Source organism: Stenotrophomonas sp. ZAC14D2_NAIMI4_7 (assembly GCF_003086675.1).
Taxonomy (GTDB): domain Bacteria; phylum Pseudomonadota; class Gammaproteobacteria; order Xanthomonadales; family Xanthomonadaceae; genus Stenotrophomonas.
Window position 1 is genome coordinate 2,246,062 of record NZ_CP025995.1, and the last position, 17,681, is coordinate 2,263,742.

Below are 17,681 nucleotides of genomic sequence, written 5' to 3' on the forward strand. Positions count from 1 at the left end.
CCATTCATGATTGACGCTGTGGGGAGGTATTCAACAGGTCTTCACATGTCCCGCAGCGAGCTGCCCGTCTCTTCGCCCGATTCCCTCGCCTATCGCCTGCTGCAGGACAGCGATTGGGCGCACGGCGGGCTTGCAGATGCGGCGCCGGACGAGCTGCGCACCGTATTGACAATGATCCTGGATTGCCCCGAGCCGCTGTGGATTTCGTGGGGCCCGGACAATCTCTTCTACTTCAACGACGCGTTCTCGCCCTGGATGGGGAACAAACTGGCCGGCGCAATGGCCACGCCGGTGAGAATCGTCTGGCACGACGTGTGGGAAGAGTTGGGCGGGGCCATCGCCGATGCCATGGCCGGTACTCACCGCAGTTTCCGCAACCTGCGCGTTTTCATGGACCGCGATGGCACGCGCCGCGAAACCTTCTGGACCTTCTCCTATTCCCCCATCCGCGTGGCCGATGGCAGCGTGGGCGGCATTCTATGCGTGGTCAGCGACCAGACCGAGTTCGTTTCCGAGCGCAACGAGCATTCGCGGCAGGTCGAATCGATCAGTGAGGAGGCAAGGCAGGCCCATGCTGAACTGGTGAGGGCACGCGAGCAGCTGCGGCAATCGCAGAAGCTGGAAGCCATTGGCCAGCTGACCGGCGGCGTGGCGCATGATTTCAATAATCTTCTGCAGGTCATCACTGGCTCGGTGGACATGCTCCGCTATGGTGAACCCCGCGACGAGCAGCAGCGCCGGCACATCGAAGCCATCGGCGCAGCAGCAGACCGGGCGACCAGCCTGGTTTCGCACCTGCTGTCTTTCTCGCGCAGGCAGACCCTGTCACCGGAGGTGTTCGATCTGGGCAAGGGGGTGGAAGGACTGGCCGACATCATCCGCACCCTGCTCGGCAGTCGGGTGGCGCTGCAGTTGGACCTGCCCGACGAACCGCTGCACGTGCTGCTGGACAAGACCCAGCTGGATACCGCCTTGATCAACCTGGCGGTGAACGCCCGCGATGCCATCGGCAGGAACGGCAACGTACGCATCTGCGTACGCCGGGTCGACACCATGCCTTCGGTACGGTTCGCGCCGCCATTGAAGGGCGCTTTTGCGTCGGTTTCGGTGAGCGATGACGGCTGCGGCATCGAGGAGACCGTCTTGAGCCAGGTCTTCGATCCTTTCTTCACGACCAAGGGTGTGGGTGAAGGTACTGGCTTGGGACTCAGCCAGGTGTTTGGCTTCGTAAAGCAGTCCGAAGGCGAGGTGGATGTCACCAGCACCGTGGGCGAAGGCAGCACGTTCGTGTTGTACCTGCCGCTGACCGACCAGGAGCCCGTCTCAATGGAGGGTTCGTCGCTGCATGCACTGCAGGAAGCGAAGGGCTTGAACGTGCTGGTGGTGGAAGACAACGTGGATGTTGCGGCATTCGCGGTTTCGGCACTGCGGGAACTGGGCTGCGGCGTGCAGTTGGCGCGCAACGGCGCAGAGGCTCTGGCCGACCTGGAGCGGCATCATGCGCGCTACGATGTGGTCTTTTCGGATGTGGTAATGCCGGGCATTACCGGCCTGGAACTGGCCAGGACAGTGCATGCCACCTATCCTGGGCTGCATGTGGTGCTGACCAGCGGCTACAGCGAACTGCTGGCGCGGGAGACCGACCATGGCTTCGTAGTGCTGCGCAAGCCTTATACCTTGGGTGGCCTGGCCGAGGCGATCAAACCGCCGGTGGGTACAGGAGAGGCCCTGGTGGAATTGGGGACCGACGAGCGTGTGTGGCGCACGGTGAGTTGATTCACGAGCGCGGCGAACCATTGCTGCCGGCGAGCGCACGGCTGTATAAATGGCCGCCGATCCGGCTTGCCAAGATCCACCCTTCAGATGCCGATAGGCTATGCCCTGATCCTGATCTTTCCCGTGCTTGCGGCGGTATTCCGCATCTGGGCCAGTGCAGGCATGGATGGAAGCGCCCGGATCTCTGCGTGGGACTGCGCCGTAGATCAATTCAAGGGCGGGGCCCTTTTCGTGGCTGTGGGTCCGCTGGTGGGCACGCTGGCTGCCTACCTCGCCGTCTCACTGAAAGCGGGCACTGTGCTTAACCCCTTGGCCGTGCTGTTCCTGTTGTTGTTTGCCTATCCAATGGGTGCCATTCCGGCGATGGCGACCGGTGCCTTGATGGGGGCCTTGAAACCCTGGCTGTGGGGCTGGCGGGCCTTGGCAGTGAGCAGCGCGATGGGGGCACTGCTCTCATCGATTCCGTCACTTGCTGCGGGCAGTGCGCGCGGAGTGAGCGATGCTGCATTGTTCGCCGCCTGCGGCGCCGTTGCAGGATTGGCTTGTGCGCGTTTGTTGTTTGGGGCGCCTGGCAACGCAAGCAGTTGACTGGGGCCGTGGACGGCTTCAGTCGAACAAGCTCGACTCCACGGGCGGGGCTGGCGGATGCGCGCTCGCACGGCGTCGATCAGCTCGGCCAGGTTGTCGTAGCGCGGCACGCCATAGCGGTCGCCGGTGATGTCCAGGTTGACGCAGCAAGCTCCCACTGCACCTGCTGGCGGAACGTCGCGTCGCTGGCCCAGGGCTTCCACGCCGGATTCCAGTCTCGATTCTACGAGGATCTCGCGATCCGGTCGTGCAGGCGATGCAAGTTGGTGAGCGCCGCTGGAGCTTTAGCGCTAAATCACTCATATCACCTTTCTACCCCGCCCCGCAGCAACGCCGGGGTTGGGCAACCAACTTGGTGAGGGAGTGGTTTTGAAGCGTATTCCGTTTGCAGTACCCCATGCGCTGGGCAAGCGCACACTGGCCGCAGCGATGGCCTTGGCCCTGGGTTCACCGCTGTTGGCGGCCGCCGCGCCGTCAACGGTTGAAGCATCGGCCGACAGCCGCGCGCAGGCGCTGGTGGCCCGCATGACGCTGGATGAAAAGATCCAGATGGTGCACAGCTACTTCGGCATGGACAGCGAAAAGCTGAAACAGCCCAAGGGTGCGCTTGGCTCGGCTGGCTATGTGGCGCCGATTGAGCGCTTGGGCATTCCGGCCCAGCAGATCGTTGATGCCGGCATGGGGGTGACCAATCCCGGGGGCATCCGCAAGGGCGATTTTGCCACCGCCATGCCGTCGGGCCCGGCCAATGCAGCCACCTGGAACCCGGAACTGGCCTTTGCCAACGGCGCGACCATGGGCCGCGAGGCTTGGCGGCAAGGGTTCAACGTACTGCTGGGCGGTGGCGCTAACCTGCACCGCGACCCGCGCAATGGCCGCAATTTCGAATATGCCGGCGAAGACCCGCTGCTGGCCGGCATCATGGCCGGCAACGTGATCAAGGGCGTGCAGAGCGAAAAGGTGGTGTCTACCTTGAAGCACTTCGCGTTGAACGACATGGAAACCCGCCGCAACTTCCATGACGCGCTGCTGGGCGAGAAGGCCCTGCACGAGTCGGACCTGCTGGCCTTCAAGATCGCCATCCAGACCGGGCAGCCCGGTTCGGTCATGTGTTCCTACCAGAAGACCAACGGCACCTATGGTTGCGAGCACGGCTATCTGCTGGGCGAGGTGCTGAAGCAGCAGTGGGGCTACCCCGGCTACGTGATGACTGACTGGGGCGGCGGCCACAGCTCGGCCAAGGCCGCCATGGCGGGCCTGGACCAGCAGTCGGCCGGCGAGGTATTCGATCCGGAGGTCTACTTCGACAAGCCGCTGCGCGCCGATCTGCAGGCCGGGCGCGTGCCCATGGCTCAGCTGGATGACATGGTGGCGCGCATCCTGCGCAGCTTCATTGCGGTCGGCGCGCTGGACCATCCGCCGCAGCGCCAGCCCATTGATGGCCCGGCCGGCGTGGCCACCGCGCAGCGCATCATTGAAGAAGGTGCCGTGTTGTTGAAGAACAGCCGGGCGCTGCTTCCGCTGCAGGCGCCGAAACGTGTGGTGGTGATCGGCGGCCACGCCGACAAGGGCGTGCTGTCCGGTGGCGGCTCGTCGCGCATCGACTTCACGATGTTCGGCGGCAACGCAGTGCCGGGCCTGACGCCCACCTCGTGGCCGGGCCCGGTGGTCTACCTGGCCTCGGCGCCGCTTGCGGGTCTGAAGCAGGCCCTGCCGCAGACGCAGATCGAGTTCGTGGACGGCACCGATCCGGTGCAGGCGGCCGCGCTGGCCGCCAAGGCCGACGTGGCCATCGTGTTTGCGACGCAGTGGGCCGCCGAATCGGTGGATCTGCCCGACATGGATCTGCCCGACGGCCAGGACCAGCTGATTGCGGCCGTGGCGAAGGCCAATGCCCACACTGTGGTGGTGCTGGAAACCAACTCTGCCGTGCGCATGCCGTGGTTGAACGAGGTGGGCGCGGTGCTGCAGGCGTGGTATCCGGGCGTGGGTGGCGGCGTGGGTATTTCCCGCGTGTTGACCGGCGCGGTGTCGCCCAGCGGCCGCCTGCCGATCACCTGGCCGACCGGGCTGGAGCAGCTGCCCCGCCCCAGCATTCCTGGCCTGGGCTTCAACCCCGCATCGCCGTCCAATGACATCTTCGATTACCGCATCGAAGGCGCCAACGTGGGCTACAAGTGGTTCGAGGCCAAGGGCATGAAACCGCTATTCCCGTTCGGCCATGGCCTGAGCTACACCACCTTCGCCTACGACGGGTTGAAGGTGACGGCCACGGGCAGCGAGGTTACGGCCACGTTCCGCGTGCGCAACACTGGCAGGCGCCAGGGCGCGGCGGTACCGCAGATCTACGTGCGCCTGCCGCAGGGCCATGCAACGCCGGTTCGGCTGGCAGGTTGGTCGAAGGTTGCACTGGCCGCCGGCGAAGCCACGACAGTGACGGTGAAGGCCGAACCCTTGGCACTGGCCGATTACGATGTGGCCGCCACGAGCTGGGTGATCCCCGCCGGCGAGTACACCGTGGAGCTGGCAGATTCGGCGACCGATGTGGCGCAGAAGGCAACCGTGGTACTGCCGCAATCCAGGCTGAAATAATGGCGCAATGCAGGAGGGGCGTCGCTGCGCCCCTCCTGTCTCTTTGCCTATGCCAGGACGAACTGGGCCGCAGTACCGGTCGTGCAGGACGGCGCAATCCAGACATCGAACGTACCCGGCTCGGCACGACGCACGCCGTCCACGCCGGTGAACTCGAGCATCGCCTCGTTCAACAGGAAGGCGACTTCGACCGTCTCACCCGCTGCGATGGCGATCTTGTCGAAGCCCTTCAGTTCACGGATCGGGCGCACGCGGCTGGCGACGCGGTCGTGGATGTACAGCTGGACCACCTCCTCGATCTGGCGGCTGCCGGCGTTGTGGATGCGGGCACTGACACGGATCGCGCCACCGCGTTCCAGCACCGGCGCGCTCAGCTCAGTTGCGCCATAGTCCACCTTGCCGTAGGTCAGGCCGTGGCCGAACGGGTACAGCGCTTCGTGGGTGATCTCGCGCCAGCGCGCCTTGAATTCCTTCATGTCGGGAAGTTCGGGGCGGCCGGTGCGGGTTCGGTTGTAGTAGTAAGGCTGCTGCCCCGATTCCTGCGGGAACGACACCGGCAGGCGCGCCGAAGGGCTGTAATCGCCGAACAGCACGTCGGCGACGGCATGGCCGGTCTGCGAGCCCAGGAACCAGGTTACAAGCAGCGCATCGGCGTTGCGCACGCCACCATGCAGCGCCAGCGCACGCCCGTTGCGGACCAGCGCCACCAACGGCGTGCCTGCAGCGGCCACGGCGTCGGCCAGGCGTTGCTGTGCCGGCGGCAGCGTGATCTCGATGCGTGACTGTGCCTCGCCCGAATAGCGCTGCGGCTCGCCCAGCGCCAGAATGACCACGTCGGCGGCGCGGGCGGCGTCGACAGCGGCTTCGATACCGCCTTCGATCTCCTCTTCGAGCCCGCAGCCATCGACGAACTGCAACAGATCGGGCGCATCGACGGCAGCGCGCAGGCCGTCTTCCAGCGAAACATAGCGGCTGGCGTCACCAAACAAGGTCCAGCAGCCTTCGATATTGTCGCGGTCGCGACCGAACGGACCGATGACCGCGATGCGCTGGCCGGACTTCTTCAGTGGCAGCACGTCGCCGTTGTTCTTCAGCAGGACGATGGAACGCTTGGCCGCATCACGCGCCAACGCCTCGTGTTCGGCGGTCTGCGCGGCGCTGATATCCGGGCTGCGCAGCGAACGATAGGGATCATCCAGCAGGCCGATGCGTTCCTTCAGTTCCAGCATGCGCCGTACCGCCTGGTCCAGGCGCCACATCGGCACCGCGCCTTCGCGCACCAGATCCGGCAGGTGCTCAAGGTACAGGCCGCTCTGCAGACTGAGGTCGAGTCCGGCCATGAAGGCCTTCAGCACCGCATCCTTCATGTCTTCGGCGTAGCCATGGGCCACCAGCTCCATTTCCGAGGTGTAATCGGAAATGGTGATGCCGTTGAATCGCCATTCGCCGCGCAGCACGTCCACCAGCAACGGTTTGTTGGCACTGGCGGGCACGCCGTTGATGTCGTTGAACGAGCTCATCACGCTGGCCACGCCGGCATCCACGGCGGCCTGGAACGGCGGCAGGTGCACATCACGAAGCGTCTGCGGCGCGATATCCACGGTGTTGTAGTCCAGGCCGGCCAGACTGGCACCGTATGCCACGTAGTGTTTGGCGGTGGCCAGCATCGCGTCTTCCGCGCGCAGGTCATCGCCCTGGAAGCCTTCCACCCGCGCAGCGCCGAAGCGACAGGCCACCAGGGTGTCTTCGCCGGTGCCCTCGGCGCCGCGGCTCCAGCGCTGGTCACGGGTGACATCGATGGCCGGTGCGTAGGTCCAGTGGATCGCAGCCGCGGTCGCTTCCACTGCCGTAGCGCGCGCAGTACGGCGGGCCAGGTCCGGCTCAAAGCTGGCCGTTTCGCCCAAGGGAATGGGGAAAACCGTGCTCATGCCATGGATGACATCGGCGGCCAGGATGACCGGAATGCCGAGCCGGCTTTCCTCCACGGCCACCCGCTGCAGTTCAACAGCGCCCTCCCTGCCCTTGCCATTGAACAGGGAGCCCACCTTGCCCTGGCGGATCAGCTGCAGCACCTGGTCGGCGTTCTGTTCGTTGGCCACCGGGTTGATGTCCGGGGCAAACGGGCGAACCATGTCTGCGGTGACGTTGAGCTGCCCGACTTTCTCTTCCAGCGTCATCTGCGCCATCAGCGCTTCAATGCGATTGCTCATTCCTGCCTCATGTAAACGGTTACATGAGGCCAATGAAAACGGGTGTAGCGCTAAACCTCCACCCCGCCTGCTGTCGCTGACGAGGTTCGCACGTGAAGCGAATGCGGCAGCACGACCTCGCCTGCGGGCAGTTCCGCCTTCCCCACCAGGTTGGCGATGATGGCGGCAACAGCGGTGTCGGTCATGCGGTCGATCGGCTGGCCTGCTACGGTCAGTGGCGGCCAGGCCCGTCGCGCCGCGGCGGTATCGTCGAAGGCCACCACCGCCAGGTCGTGCGGCACGCGCAATCCAGCACGCTGGGCGACCCACAGTACCCCCAGCGCCATGTCGTCGTTGCTGGCCAGCACGGCACTGGGCCGCTCCGATGCGGCCAGCAGGGCTTCGGCCGCCTCGCACCCCGATTGGAACGAGAAGCGCCCGTTGCGAATGAACGCAGGGTCGATCTGCAGCCCGTGGCGTGCCATGGCGTGCTGGTACCCCTGCAGCCGCTCGTGACTGTCGCCGTGATCCATGGGGCCGGTGATGAAGCCGATGCTGCGATGACCGGCCTGCACCAGATGCGTGGTGAGCTGATCGGCGGCGGCACGGTTGTCGATGCGCACTGTCTGCATGCCCTGCAACGCGGTAGCACCGGCGATGGCCACGGACGGCATACCCAGGCGCTGGAAGTACGACGAGCCGGAAAGCAGCTCGGCATACGGCGGTACCAGCAGCAGCCCCTCGGCCCCGGCCTCGATGGCGGCCATCAGCAACTGCTCGGCATGTTCCGCCGTGGCGTGGCTGCCTTCCCGGACCAGCAACTGCGCGCCGACAGCGTTGGCGCTGGCCAGCGCGGCCAGCAGCACTTCGGTCAGGAAGGGCGAGCGCACATCCGGGTACAGCAGGCCAAGCCGCGTGCCTGCGGCGCCAGCCAGGCGGCGTGCGGCAACGTTGGGGATGTAGCCGGTCAGCCGGATGGCCTCTTTCACCCGCGCGCGGGTTTCAGCGCTGACCTTGCCGCGGCCGTTGATGACATTGGAGACGGTCATGGTGGACACGCCCACGCGGTCGGCCACGGTCTGCAGTGTGGCCGGCGGGCGAAGAGCGGTGGAGCGGCGTGCAGGCATGTAGATCTGGAGGATTTAGCGCTAAATGAATGTCATTTTACTTCAGAGCGCGCGGGCTGTAATCGATTACAGCCCGCGAAATGGCCTAACCGTCGCTTAGCCATTGGGCAGCGGCGGGGCCCTTGCCCCCGCCGCCCCTCAGGCCCCATGCTGGGGCCAGCCCAAGACACCATGTCGTGCAGGGGGGCCGTACTTGAGCCTGATTCGAGCAACCGCCCGCCGCCGCGCTGTTACCGAGGCCATCGTGATCGCCGCGCTGGCCGCCGCCGCCCTGCTGGCCGGGGCGCAGGCCGTGCTCTATTCAGAAGACAATGCCACGTCCGAACGGATCGCCCAGGCGGTGTTGGGGCGCTCGGAGACCATTACCCGCGTGCGCCGCGATGTGATGGATGAGGCGCAGCGCGTACCGGGCACGCCCTGCTCGGCCGAAGAACTGAAGCGTTTCAAGGCCCTTACCTTCCACTCCAGCTTCATTGCCGATCTTGGGCGGCTTGATGAGGGGCGTTTGGCCTGCTCTGGCACCTGGGGGGATCTGGCTGCACAGCCCCTGCCGCCGCCCACGTTCCACCTGGCTAACTCGCGGGTGTGGTTGAGCGAGGAGCTGGCCGGAACCCCGTATGAGGGCACGACGCTGATTGCCCGCGACGGCATTTTCAGTGTCTCCTCCACCTCGGCATTCGACGGCATAGACGGGCTGGCCACCAGTACCAGCACGCTCAGCATCGTCGCGGGCGAACGCAGCTACACCATCAGAAGGCTGCAACCCAATACGGCTGCCGCTGCGCAGGTTGCGACCGTGCACAGCCGCATCTGCAGCACGCAGAACACCGTCTGCGTGGTGGTGGAAACCCCGCGCCGGTCCGTGGCCGGGCTGCCGACCTGGGTGCTGGCGCTGATGCTGTGTCTGAGCGCCATCGCCGGTGCGGTGGGCGCCTACGTTCTGGCGCGCCGACGCAGCGCGCAGGATGGCTCGATCCACGCGCGCCTGGACCAGGCCATCAAACAGGGCGAGATAAAGCTGGTCTATCAGCCGCTCTGCCGTATACGCGATCAGCAACTGGTCGGCTTCGAAGCCCTGAGCCGCTGGCATCCGGACGCCGGCGAGGACATTCCTCCTTCGGTGTTCGTGCCCATTGCGCGGCAGTTCAACCTGACGCCGCTGCTGTTCCGCCACGTGCTGGCCCGGGCGCTGCAGGAACTGGGGCCGTCACTGCGCCGCCACCCGCAGCTGTATGTGAGTGTGAACGCGGAACCCACCGATCTGGCTCAGGACAGTGTGGTGCGCTATCTCGATGCGTTGTTGCACGAGGCAGGACTGCGCCCATCACAGATCCGCATTGAAGTGACAGAACGGGAGCAATTGTGCGATGTCGGCAAGGCCAACATCGGCGAGCTTGAGGCCTTGGGTTACAAGCTGCTGATCGATGACTTCGGTACTGGTAGCGCGAACTTTTCGCACCTGGCCGAATCACCGTTCCAGAGTGTGAAGATCGACCGGATGTTCGTGAGCGCCATTACCGAAGAATCGCCGCTGCGTTCGGTGTTGCCGGGGATGTATCAGATTGCCCGGAAGCTGGGGATGGATGTGATCATCGAGGGCATTGAAACGCCACAGCAGGCCAGCCTGCTGCGTGACCTGGCCGCCGATGCCGTGGGCCAAGGTTGGCACTACGGTTATCCATTGCCGACCGCCGACGCAGTGGAAATGCTTGCGTGATAGGTCCGCGGGATGGCAGAGGGACGAGCAAGCGCAAACGAGGGATAAGGAATGGCTGAGGAAACATACTGGTTTACCCCGAAGCGCTATGGCTGGGGCTGGGGCTGGCCGTGCGCCTGGCAAGGCTGGGTGGTCTACGGCGTGGCATTCGTACTGCTGGTGGCCGGGCCGTTCCTGTTTTCGCCGTTCAGTCGCCCCCTGGCCTTCATGCTGTACACATGGGGGGTCTCACTGATCCTTGTGCTGGTGTGCTGGCTGAAGGGGGCGCCGCCGGGTTGGCGGTGGGGTAAGTAGGAGCAGCCCGAAAGCAGTATAAAAACGGCACTTACGGCCATGGTTCGGGGAACGATTGCCATGGCGTCAGTCGAGCAAGCTCGACGCTACGGGTTCGTGGTGCAGGGAGGCTTCGAGCAGGTTCACGTAGGTATCCAGTCGGGCGCGCTGGATGATCAGCATCCAGCCGATGACGTACAGCAGCACCATCGAGAAGATCAGGACGCCGCCGGGCCAGCCCACGTCGAATACGCCTTGCCAGCCGCTGGTCTTCCAGCTTCGGTACTGCACGTAGAGCGCAACCAGCAGCGGGAACGGACCCAGCTTCTGCAGCCCGCCGTAGAGCAGGCCCATGCGCTCGCCCATGCTGGCGCGGAGCACAGTGACAAAGCGCAGGCGTTGTTCGCGCTCACGCCGGGGGAAGCGCTGAAGCTCGGCGACGATGACCTGCCAATGCCCGAACTCGTTGTCCATTTCCCTGGCATGCGAAAGCCGGGGCTGGATGTACTGGCGGTACTCCCGGCGCGCCATCAGGATACCGCTGATGACAAAACCACCAACCTCCACGGTCAGGCATACCAGCAGAATCGGCAGCAGCACATTGGCAGGCACCCAACGGTCCAGCACCAGCCCAGTCGTGAGCCCCAATAGCGCCGCACCTGCTCCCACCCGCACCGACCAGCGCTCAACGGCCCCAGGCTTGGGGTAGATGCTCTGGCCTGTCAGCCCCTGCACGCGGCGGTAGAGTGCGTGGAAGGTCAGGCCCTCATCGGGCGCGTGCGCGGAAGCTGGGATCGCTTCCAGGTACTGCGTGTCCATTGCGTCGCCCATCCTGCGCTCCTTGCTTGGGGCTGCATGCTAGCGCAGGTGGGCGTGCTGGTGGCTCAGTCGAGCAAGCTCGACTCTACAGACGGTGCACGGCCTCGAATACCGGGGTCTGGCCTTCGGTCAGCTCAATGACGCGGCGGCTGACCTGCGGCTGTTCCACCAACGCCAGCAGCGCCGCGGCCACATCCGCACGCGGAACCTCGCCATAGGCAATGGCTGGTCCTGCGTGCACCCGGCCCGTACCCGCTGCATCGGTCAGCGTGCCGGGGCGCAGGATCACCCAGTCCAGGGGGCTGCTGGCCAGGTGCACATCGGCCGCCTTCTTCACCGCCATGTAGTTTTCGAACGTATCCGACAGGTGCTTGCCGCGACCGGCTTCCGGGAACGCCGACACCAGCAGGAAGCGCGGCACTTTTGCGAGGGTTGCAGCGGCCACGGCCAGTTCCAGGCCGCGCCCGTCGATGGCATCGGTCATGGCCGTGCCGCCCTTGCCACCTGCGCCGGCGGTGAACACCACCACGTCACTGCCCTGCATCAACGTGGCCAGCGCATCGGCCTGCAGCTGCAGCAGGTCGCCTTGCACGGGCTGCGCACCCAACGCAGACAGCTCGGCCGTCTGTTCGGCGGAACGGTGCATGGCCACCACGCGGTGTCCGCGCGCCGCCGCCTGCTGCACAAGCGCACGGCCGACTTTTCCGGCCGCGCCAATCACGAATATCCGGCTCATTGAAGGTCCTCTGCGAAGACAATGCCACGTAGTGTGCAATGCCAGAATGAAACCAGGCGTGATCACCGCTATGCTGCGCCTTGCGCCATCCATCACCGACAAGGAAGCTATAGTGAAAACGTACCATCGCCATAGGCCGCTGTTTGCATTGATGATCGCTGGCTTGTTGCCGGCCGCAGCGCATGCCTCCGCCCGCTGCGAAGTGATTGCAGATTCGATGGCTCGCCATCCTGCGGCGGTTGCCGAACTGAAGTATCCCGCCACTGCCCTTGCACCCGCCCACGAGGCGAAGCTGCGCGTGCAGGTGGCCGCCGACGGCACTGCCAGGGACGTGGAAGTGGAAAGCCCGCACGATGCGGAGCCGGTGCGCCGTAGTGCGCGCCAATGGCGTTACCGCTGCGAAGGCAACCAGGGCGGCACCGCCGAATGGGCGGTCCCCTATGCGGCCCAGCACTGCAAGGTGGACCTGACCAGCAAGGCGCACAATCCTCCCCGCTATCCGCCCGCCGCATTCCGCGACAACGTGCAGGGCACCGTGCTGTTGGCGCTGCAACCGCAGGGCGATGGCAAGACCGCGCGACTGGCCTACGTAACCCAGAGCAGCGGCTCACCGCTGTTGGACGATGCTGCGCTGGCGGCAGGCAAGCGCTGGACGTTTGCTTGCGGCGCAGGGTTCGATGCCTCGGAACCGGCGCAGGAAGTGCCGATCCGCTTCGTGCTGAACTGACGGCAGGTTCGCGACGTGGCAGGGCCGAGCGCGCGCTCGGCCCTGCCCGCTGTACTCAGTACTTCTTTTCCAGGTTCAGCTGCACGCCGTGGTCGGTGTCGCTGCTGCTGCCGAACAGGCCGCGGTACTCCAGCCGCAGGCTGAACTCACGCTCGGTCTGCAGCACTGCGCCCAGGCCGAACACGAGGCGGTTGGTCTTCAGGCCATCGATCGCGCTGCGATAGAACGGCCCGCCCGGCAGATCGGCGTAGTTCATGATCACCGTACTGTCGTCCTGGAAGTCATGCTGGTATTCCAGCCGCAGCTGCGGCGTGAACGTGCCGACGCTGACCGGTACGTGGTAGTCCATGCGCAGGCCCAGGCTGGCCGTGGTGGTGTCCACGTCCTGGTCCTGGTAGTGCAGCGCATGGATCGGGTCGCCCTGCTCGGTGTAGGCATCCAGGGTGGCCCGGGCCAGGTCCAGGCGCGCATACGGGATCAGCGACAGGCGGTCGCGCTGGTAGTCACCGCCCAATGAAAGCGACGCCAGCCACTGGCTGCCATCCCGCTTGCCCTGCACCATCGCGCCATTGGCCGTCACGTAACGGCGCGAATCGAACGACAGCAACTGGTAGCCCAGCAGGGTGTCCACGAAGAAGTGGTCGCCCGGGTGGTAGCTGCTGTACACGGCCAGGGTGTAGCTCTCGCCCTTGCTACGGGTGTTGTTGTGGCCGACATCGGTGGTATCGCGGCCATAGCCGATGCCCGCGCCGATGGCGAAATTGCTGCTCAGGCGGGTATCGGCACCGGCGCTGACGCCGCTGGTCTGGAAGTCGAAGCCGGCGCTGCCGGAACGACCATCGCGGTCACCGTTGTTGATCGAACCGCCCGTCCACAGCGTCAGGCTGCCGCCCTCGCCGCCACGGCTGCGCGGCGCCGCTACGTTGCCTGCAGTTGCGCCTGCACCTGCCGCGGTGTCATCGGGCATGCCGAGCGGGCGGCAATCGCTGCCCGGCGTACGCCACCCGTCCTCCTGGCAGCGGCGATCCACGCCGAAGCTCAGACCGTTTTCGAAGCGTGCGCCCCCCCCGCCCTGGTGCAGTCCTTCCATGCGGCGCTGGAAGTTGCCGATCTGGGTGGTGGCAAAGCGGCGCGCGGTTGCCGTCTGCGCGCCCAGCAGGCCCATCACTTCGGCATCCCGGGTCGGGTCCGGCCGACTGATCACATCGAAGGTGACGGTGGCCGGGGCCGAGGTGGTGAAGGCATTGGCCAGGGTGAAGGTGGCTGTCGCGGTGCCCGAGAACGCCGCGGCCGGGGTGAACGTCAGGCGGTAGCCGGCACTGGCGCCGCTGCCCGAGGCGGCGATGGTGGCGGTACCGGCATTGGCCGGCGACAGCGACACCAGCGATGCCGCGGTGAACGGGCCACCGGTCGCGCCGGTGGTGAGTTCCACCACGACCGGCACGCCCGCATTGGCGGTGAGTTGCTGCGAAGCCGCCACCGGCACCGCGTTCACCGTCACCGTGGTGGTGATGGGCGCCGATGCACCGAAGCTGTTGTTCAAGGTGTAGACGATGTTCTGCGGGCCGGACGTGGTGGCCAGCGGCGTGTAAGTGATGATCGTGCCATCCACCGTGGTGCTGCCGGTGGCCGGTGCGGACACCAGGGTGACCCCGGTGAAAGGGCCGCCGCTGGCGCCCACGGCCGCATCAATCAGCACGGCCTGGCCGGCCAGTGTGGCCACGCCCGCGCGCGGCTGACCCACGGGCACCGGCAGTGCATTGACCGTAATGGCTACGGTCGCGGCAGCCGAACTGCCCCCTGGCCCGATGGCGATGTAGGTGAAACTGTCGGCGCCGAAGTAATTGGCTGCTGGGGTGTAGACCACATTCAGACCGCTGACGACGGCCGTGCCGCGCGCGGGCGCGCTGACCACGGCAATCGCTGTGATCACACCCGTGTCATTGCCCGTGACCGGAATGGTGACCGCCTGTTGCGCCAGGGTGGTGGCCGTATCGTCGGTGGCGACCGGCAACGCCTCGCTGATGACCAGGGTGTAGCTCTGGGTGCTGTTGTATCCGGCGTCGTCGGTGGAGCGCAGTACGAATGTGTAGCTACCGGCGGTTGTCGGAGTGCCGCTCAGCACGCCAGGTGAACTGAGGGCGAGACCGGGTGGCAACGCGCCGGAAACCACTGCGTAGGTGTACGGTGCGATACCGCCGCTGCTGGACAGGCTCTGCGAGTACGCCGTGGCAACCACCCCACCGGGCAGCGTGGCCGGGGCAATCACTACCGTGGCCGGGTCAACCGCGAAGGTATAGACGCGGCTGGCGGTCTGCCCGTTGGTGTCGGCCGCCTGAATGGTGATGCTGAGGTTGCCATCCGAACGCGGAATGCCGGTCAACGCACCCGTGGAACTGAGCGACAGCCCCACCGGCAGCGAACCCGCCAGCAGCGAATAGGTGTACGGCGCGGTGCCGCCGTTGGCACTGAACTGCGCGGCGTAGGCCACTGCCGCAGTGCCGTTGGGCAGTGCGGGCGGATCGATGCTGATCGCCGGGACGCTCACCACGATCGTGTAGCTCTGGTCGATCTGGAAAGGCGCACCAGTGCCGGTACTGGAGTCCCTCGAGCGGACCGCGATGTTGTAGTTGCCCGGCACCGTTGGGGTACCGCTGAGAACGCCCGCCGAACTGAAACTCACGCCCACCGGCAGCGAACCCGCAGCCAGCGAATAGCTGTATGGCGCGGTGCCGCCACTGCTGGCGAAGTTGATGGTGCTGGCGGTGCCATACGGCATGGGCAGGTTGCCTGGCGACGGCGTCATGCCGAGCGTGGGTGCGCCTATCGAGAGGACGAAAAACTGCCCCACGGTATACGGCCCGTTGCCGGTGCTGCTGTCGGTGGCGCTGGCATTGAGCGTGAAGCTGCCGGCCGCAGCAGGTGTGCCGCTGACCGTAACGCTGTTTGCCGTTGTTCCGGTGATACTCAGACCTGCGGGCAGTCCAGTGACTGCGTAGTTGTTGTAGGGCGCAGCGCCACCGGTCCATGTGAACGTCTGGCTGTAGCTGGTACCGACCGCTGCACTGAGCGGACCGGTGGCCGAGACTGAAATGGTCGGGGTGCTCACGGTGATGGACACCGTGGCCGGCGCAGAGGTTCCGGCACTGTTGGTGGCAGTGTAGGTGAAGGTATCCGGGCCGGCGTAGCCGGGGGCGGGCTGGTAGGTCACGCTTGTGCCACTGGCAATGGCCGTGCCATGTACGGGTGGCGTGCCGATTGCCACGGATGTAGCGGCGCCACCGCTGATGCTCAAGGAAATCGGATTGGCCGGGCTGTTGTAGGCCACGGTTGCCGATACCGGGTTGGCGACCGGCGGACTGCTGATGACCTGCAGCACGTAGCCGCGGGGGGCAGAGTTGTACGGGCCGCTGCCGGTGGCGCTGTCCGTCGCGGTTACTGCGAAGTTGAACGTGCCCGCCGCCGTGGGCGTGCCGGACAGTGTGCCAGCCGCGGAGAGCGCGACACCGGGCGGGAGTGCACCGGCAGTGACTTGATAGGTATAAGGCGCCACGCCACCGCTGGCGGGGTTGAGTGAAGCACTGTACGCCGTGTTCTGGGTCGCATCGGCCAGGCTGGTAGCCGGAAGATTGACCGTGGGCGGCGCAATGACCAGCGCATACGCACGGGAACCGGTGTACGGGCCGGTGCCGCCTGAGCTGTCGGTGGCGGTCAGGGTGAAGTTGAACGTGCCACCAGCCGTAGGCGTGCCAGCCAGTGTGCCGCCGGAACTCAGGGTAAGACCGGCAGGAAGTGCGCCGGCTGTCACCGCGAAGGTGTGGGACGGCGTGCCTCCGCTGGCCGTAACGAGCTGGCTGTAACTCGCACCCACCGTGCCGTTGGGCAGGGTCGCAGGTGCGACGCTGATCACCGGCGCGTTCACGATAACGGTATACGCACGCGTACCCTGGAAGCCGCTGGAATCGGTGGCGCGCGCGGTGAAGTTGAAGGTGCCTCCCGCGGTGGGAGTGCCGCTCACCGCACCGGACGTGACATTGAGGGTCAACCCTGGCGGCAGGGTGCCAGCACTGAGGTCAAAGGTGTAAGGCGCGGTGCCGCCGCTGCCGCTAAGGCCCTGGCTGTACGCCACGCCCACAGCTGCATTGGTCAATGTGGCCGGGTTCACCACGATGGTGGGCGGCGCCGCCACCACCAGCGTGACCGTTTCCACTTCGGCATAGAAGCCGGAACCGCTGCTGTTGTCGGTCACGCGGATGCCGAATGTGTAGGTACCTTGTGCGCTCGGTGTGCCACTGAGCGTATTGCCACTCAGTGACAGACCTGGCGGCAGTGCACCGCTAGCGGCTTCATGGGCCAGGGTGTAGGGCGCCACGCCGCCACTGGCGGTGAAGGTGACCGAATAGGCAACGCCCTGGCCGGCCGGCGGCGGCGACGCGGGCGCGAGACTCAGCACCGGGTTGGCCGTGGTGCCGCTGAACGCGCGCGTGCCACTGACTCCGACATTGTCAGTTGCGCGCAGGGTGAAGGAATATGCACCGCGCTGGGTGGGGGTGCCGCTGAGCGTGTTGCCGCCCAGGGTCACGCCGGGGGGCAGCGCACCGGTGTCGAGGGTAAAGGTATACGGCGACGCGCCACCGCTGGCGCTGAGGGTGCTGCTGAACGCGGTACCCGCCTGCAGGCTCACGGCCGGGCTGGCGTCCAGGGTAATGGCCGCCGCCGGGCCGATGGTGACGGTAACGGTGATGTCGCCACCCGAGTCATCCTGGATGACGAAGGTATCGCTGGTGCCGTTGTCGCCGTTATGGGTGTAGGTCAGCGGCTGCGCATTGACCGTCTGCTGGCCCACGGTGCGGGTGCCATGAGTAGTGGTTGCTGTACCTGCAGAAACACCAAAACCGCCGTGGCAATGGTCGATGTCGATGGTCTGCGAGCCGCTATGGGCCACAGACATGCTCAGCGTTGGGCAGAACGTGGACGGTGCAGCGGCGGCCATCTGCGGCCACAGACCGCAGATGCACAGCAGTGCAATCGCCAGCCAGGAACCGACCCATGAAACCAGGGCATGCGGACGCGCACGCGACGCCCCCACGCTGTGCGCTGACGAAAGTTGCATGTTCTGCCCCTGTTGGCACTGCAC

General features: G+C 65.8%; 11 protein-coding genes. 6 read left to right on the forward strand and 5 right to left on the reverse strand.

Translation table 11 applies throughout. The features are described 5' to 3' along the window. The first annotated feature begins 6 nt into the window (after positions 1-6). From C1922_RS10355 to C1922_RS10365, 3 genes are all read left to right on the forward strand, one after another. Entirely contained in the window at positions 7-1,776 is a 1,770-nt protein-coding gene (locus tag C1922_RS10355) for a PAS domain-containing hybrid sensor histidine kinase/response regulator (protein WP_234413278.1), read from the forward strand. Between the two features lie 87 nt (positions 1,777-1,863). Further along, entirely contained in the window at positions 1,864-2,364 is a 501-nt protein-coding gene (locus C1922_RS10360; protein ID WP_108749669.1) for a hypothetical protein, read from the forward strand. 429 nt (positions 2,365-2,793) lie between these two features. Beyond that, positions 2,794-4,956 carry a glycoside hydrolase family 3 C-terminal domain-containing protein gene (locus C1922_RS10365; RefSeq protein ID WP_108749670.1) on the forward strand — a complete coding sequence of 721 codons (2,163 nt, stop codon included), beginning with the start codon at positions 2,794-2,796 and terminating at the stop codon, positions 4,954-4,956. A gap of 47 nt (positions 4,957-5,003) precedes the next feature. Here the strand turns inward: C1922_RS10365 and C1922_RS10370 are convergent, their stop codons facing one another. Together C1922_RS10370 and C1922_RS10375 are read right to left on the reverse strand one after the other, a co-directional pair. Further along, positions 5,004-7,166, reverse strand: a complete 2,163-nt coding sequence (locus C1922_RS10370; protein WP_108749671.1) for a glycoside hydrolase family 3 N-terminal domain-containing protein — start codon at positions 7,164-7,166, stop codon at positions 5,004-5,006. Positions 7,167-7,216: 50 nt separating this feature from the next. Next, positions 7,217-8,272, reverse strand: a complete 1,056-nt coding sequence (locus C1922_RS10375) for a LacI family DNA-binding transcriptional regulator (protein ID WP_108749672.1) — start codon at positions 8,270-8,272, stop codon at positions 7,217-7,219. Positions 8,273-8,516: 244 nt separating this feature from the next. On the opposite strand from C1922_RS10375, the gene C1922_RS10380 reads away from it, so the two are divergent. Continuing rightward, the gene (locus C1922_RS10380; RefSeq protein WP_159091940.1) at positions 8,517-9,989 is read left to right on the forward strand and encodes an EAL domain-containing protein; all 1,473 of its coding nucleotides are present in this window, start codon (positions 8,517-8,519) and stop codon (positions 9,987-9,989) included. A gap of 51 nt (positions 9,990-10,040) precedes the next feature. Further along, entirely contained in the window at positions 10,041-10,283 is a 243-nt protein-coding gene (locus C1922_RS10385) for a hypothetical protein (RefSeq protein WP_108749674.1), read from the forward strand. Positions 10,284-10,349: 66 nt separating this feature from the next. Here the strand turns inward: C1922_RS10385 and C1922_RS10390 are convergent, their stop codons facing one another. Together C1922_RS10390 and C1922_RS10395 are read right to left on the reverse strand one after the other, a co-directional pair. Then, positions 10,350-11,093 (reverse strand): hypothetical protein, encoded by a 744-nt coding sequence (locus C1922_RS10390; protein ID WP_234413279.1) that lies wholly within the window; start codon positions 11,091-11,093, stop codon positions 10,350-10,352. Positions 11,094-11,166: 73 nt separating this feature from the next. Next, positions 11,167-11,817, reverse strand: coding sequence for an NAD(P)H-binding protein (locus C1922_RS10395; protein ID WP_108749675.1), 651 nt, complete (start codon positions 11,815-11,817; stop codon positions 11,167-11,169). Between the two features lie 58 nt (positions 11,818-11,875). On the opposite strand from C1922_RS10395, the gene C1922_RS10400 reads away from it, so the two are divergent. Continuing rightward, positions 11,876-12,544 carry an energy transducer TonB gene (locus C1922_RS10400; protein WP_159091942.1) on the forward strand — a complete coding sequence of 223 codons (669 nt, stop codon included), beginning with the start codon at positions 11,876-11,878 and terminating at the stop codon, positions 12,542-12,544. Between the two features lie 55 nt (positions 12,545-12,599). On the opposite strand, the gene C1922_RS10405 is transcribed toward C1922_RS10400, so the two are convergent. Beyond that, positions 12,600-17,657, reverse strand: a complete 5,058-nt coding sequence (locus tag C1922_RS10405) for a putative Ig domain-containing protein (protein ID WP_108749676.1) — start codon at positions 17,655-17,657, stop codon at positions 12,600-12,602. Positions 17,658-17,681: the final 24 nt, after the last annotated feature.

What these genes read in the sequence shown, in the direction of transcription:
- C1922_RS10355 (WP_234413278.1), top strand. Translation starts at nt 7, where the DNA reads ATGATTGACGCTGTGGGGAGGTATTCAACAGGTCTTCACATGTCCCGC.
- C1922_RS10360 (WP_108749669.1), top strand. Translation starts at nt 1,864, where the DNA reads ATGCCGATAGGCTATGCCCTGATCCTGATCTTTCCCGTGCTTGCGGCG.
- C1922_RS10385 (WP_108749674.1), top strand. Translation starts at nt 10,041, where the DNA reads ATGGCTGAGGAAACATACTGGTTTACCCCGAAGCGCTATGGCTGGGGC.
- C1922_RS10365 (WP_108749670.1), top strand. Translation starts at nt 2,794, where the DNA reads ATGGCCTTGGCCCTGGGTTCACCGCTGTTGGCGGCCGCCGCGCCGTCA.
- C1922_RS10395 (WP_108749675.1), bottom strand. Translation starts at nt 11,817, where the DNA reads ATGAGCCGGATATTCGTGATTGGCGCGGCCGGAAAAGTCGGCCGTGCG.
- C1922_RS10405 (WP_108749676.1), bottom strand. Translation starts at nt 17,657, where the DNA reads ATGCAACTTTCGTCAGCGCACAGCGTGGGGGCGTCGCGTGCGCGTCCG.
- C1922_RS10390 (WP_234413279.1), bottom strand. Translation starts at nt 11,093, where the DNA reads ATGGGCGACGCAATGGACACGCAGTACCTGGAAGCGATCCCAGCTTCC.
- C1922_RS10370 (WP_108749671.1), bottom strand. Translation starts at nt 7,166, where the DNA reads ATGAGCAATCGCATTGAAGCGCTGATGGCGCAGATGACGCTGGAAGAG.
- C1922_RS10375 (WP_108749672.1), bottom strand. Translation starts at nt 8,272, where the DNA reads ATGCCTGCACGCCGCTCCACCGCTCTTCGCCCGCCGGCCACACTGCAG.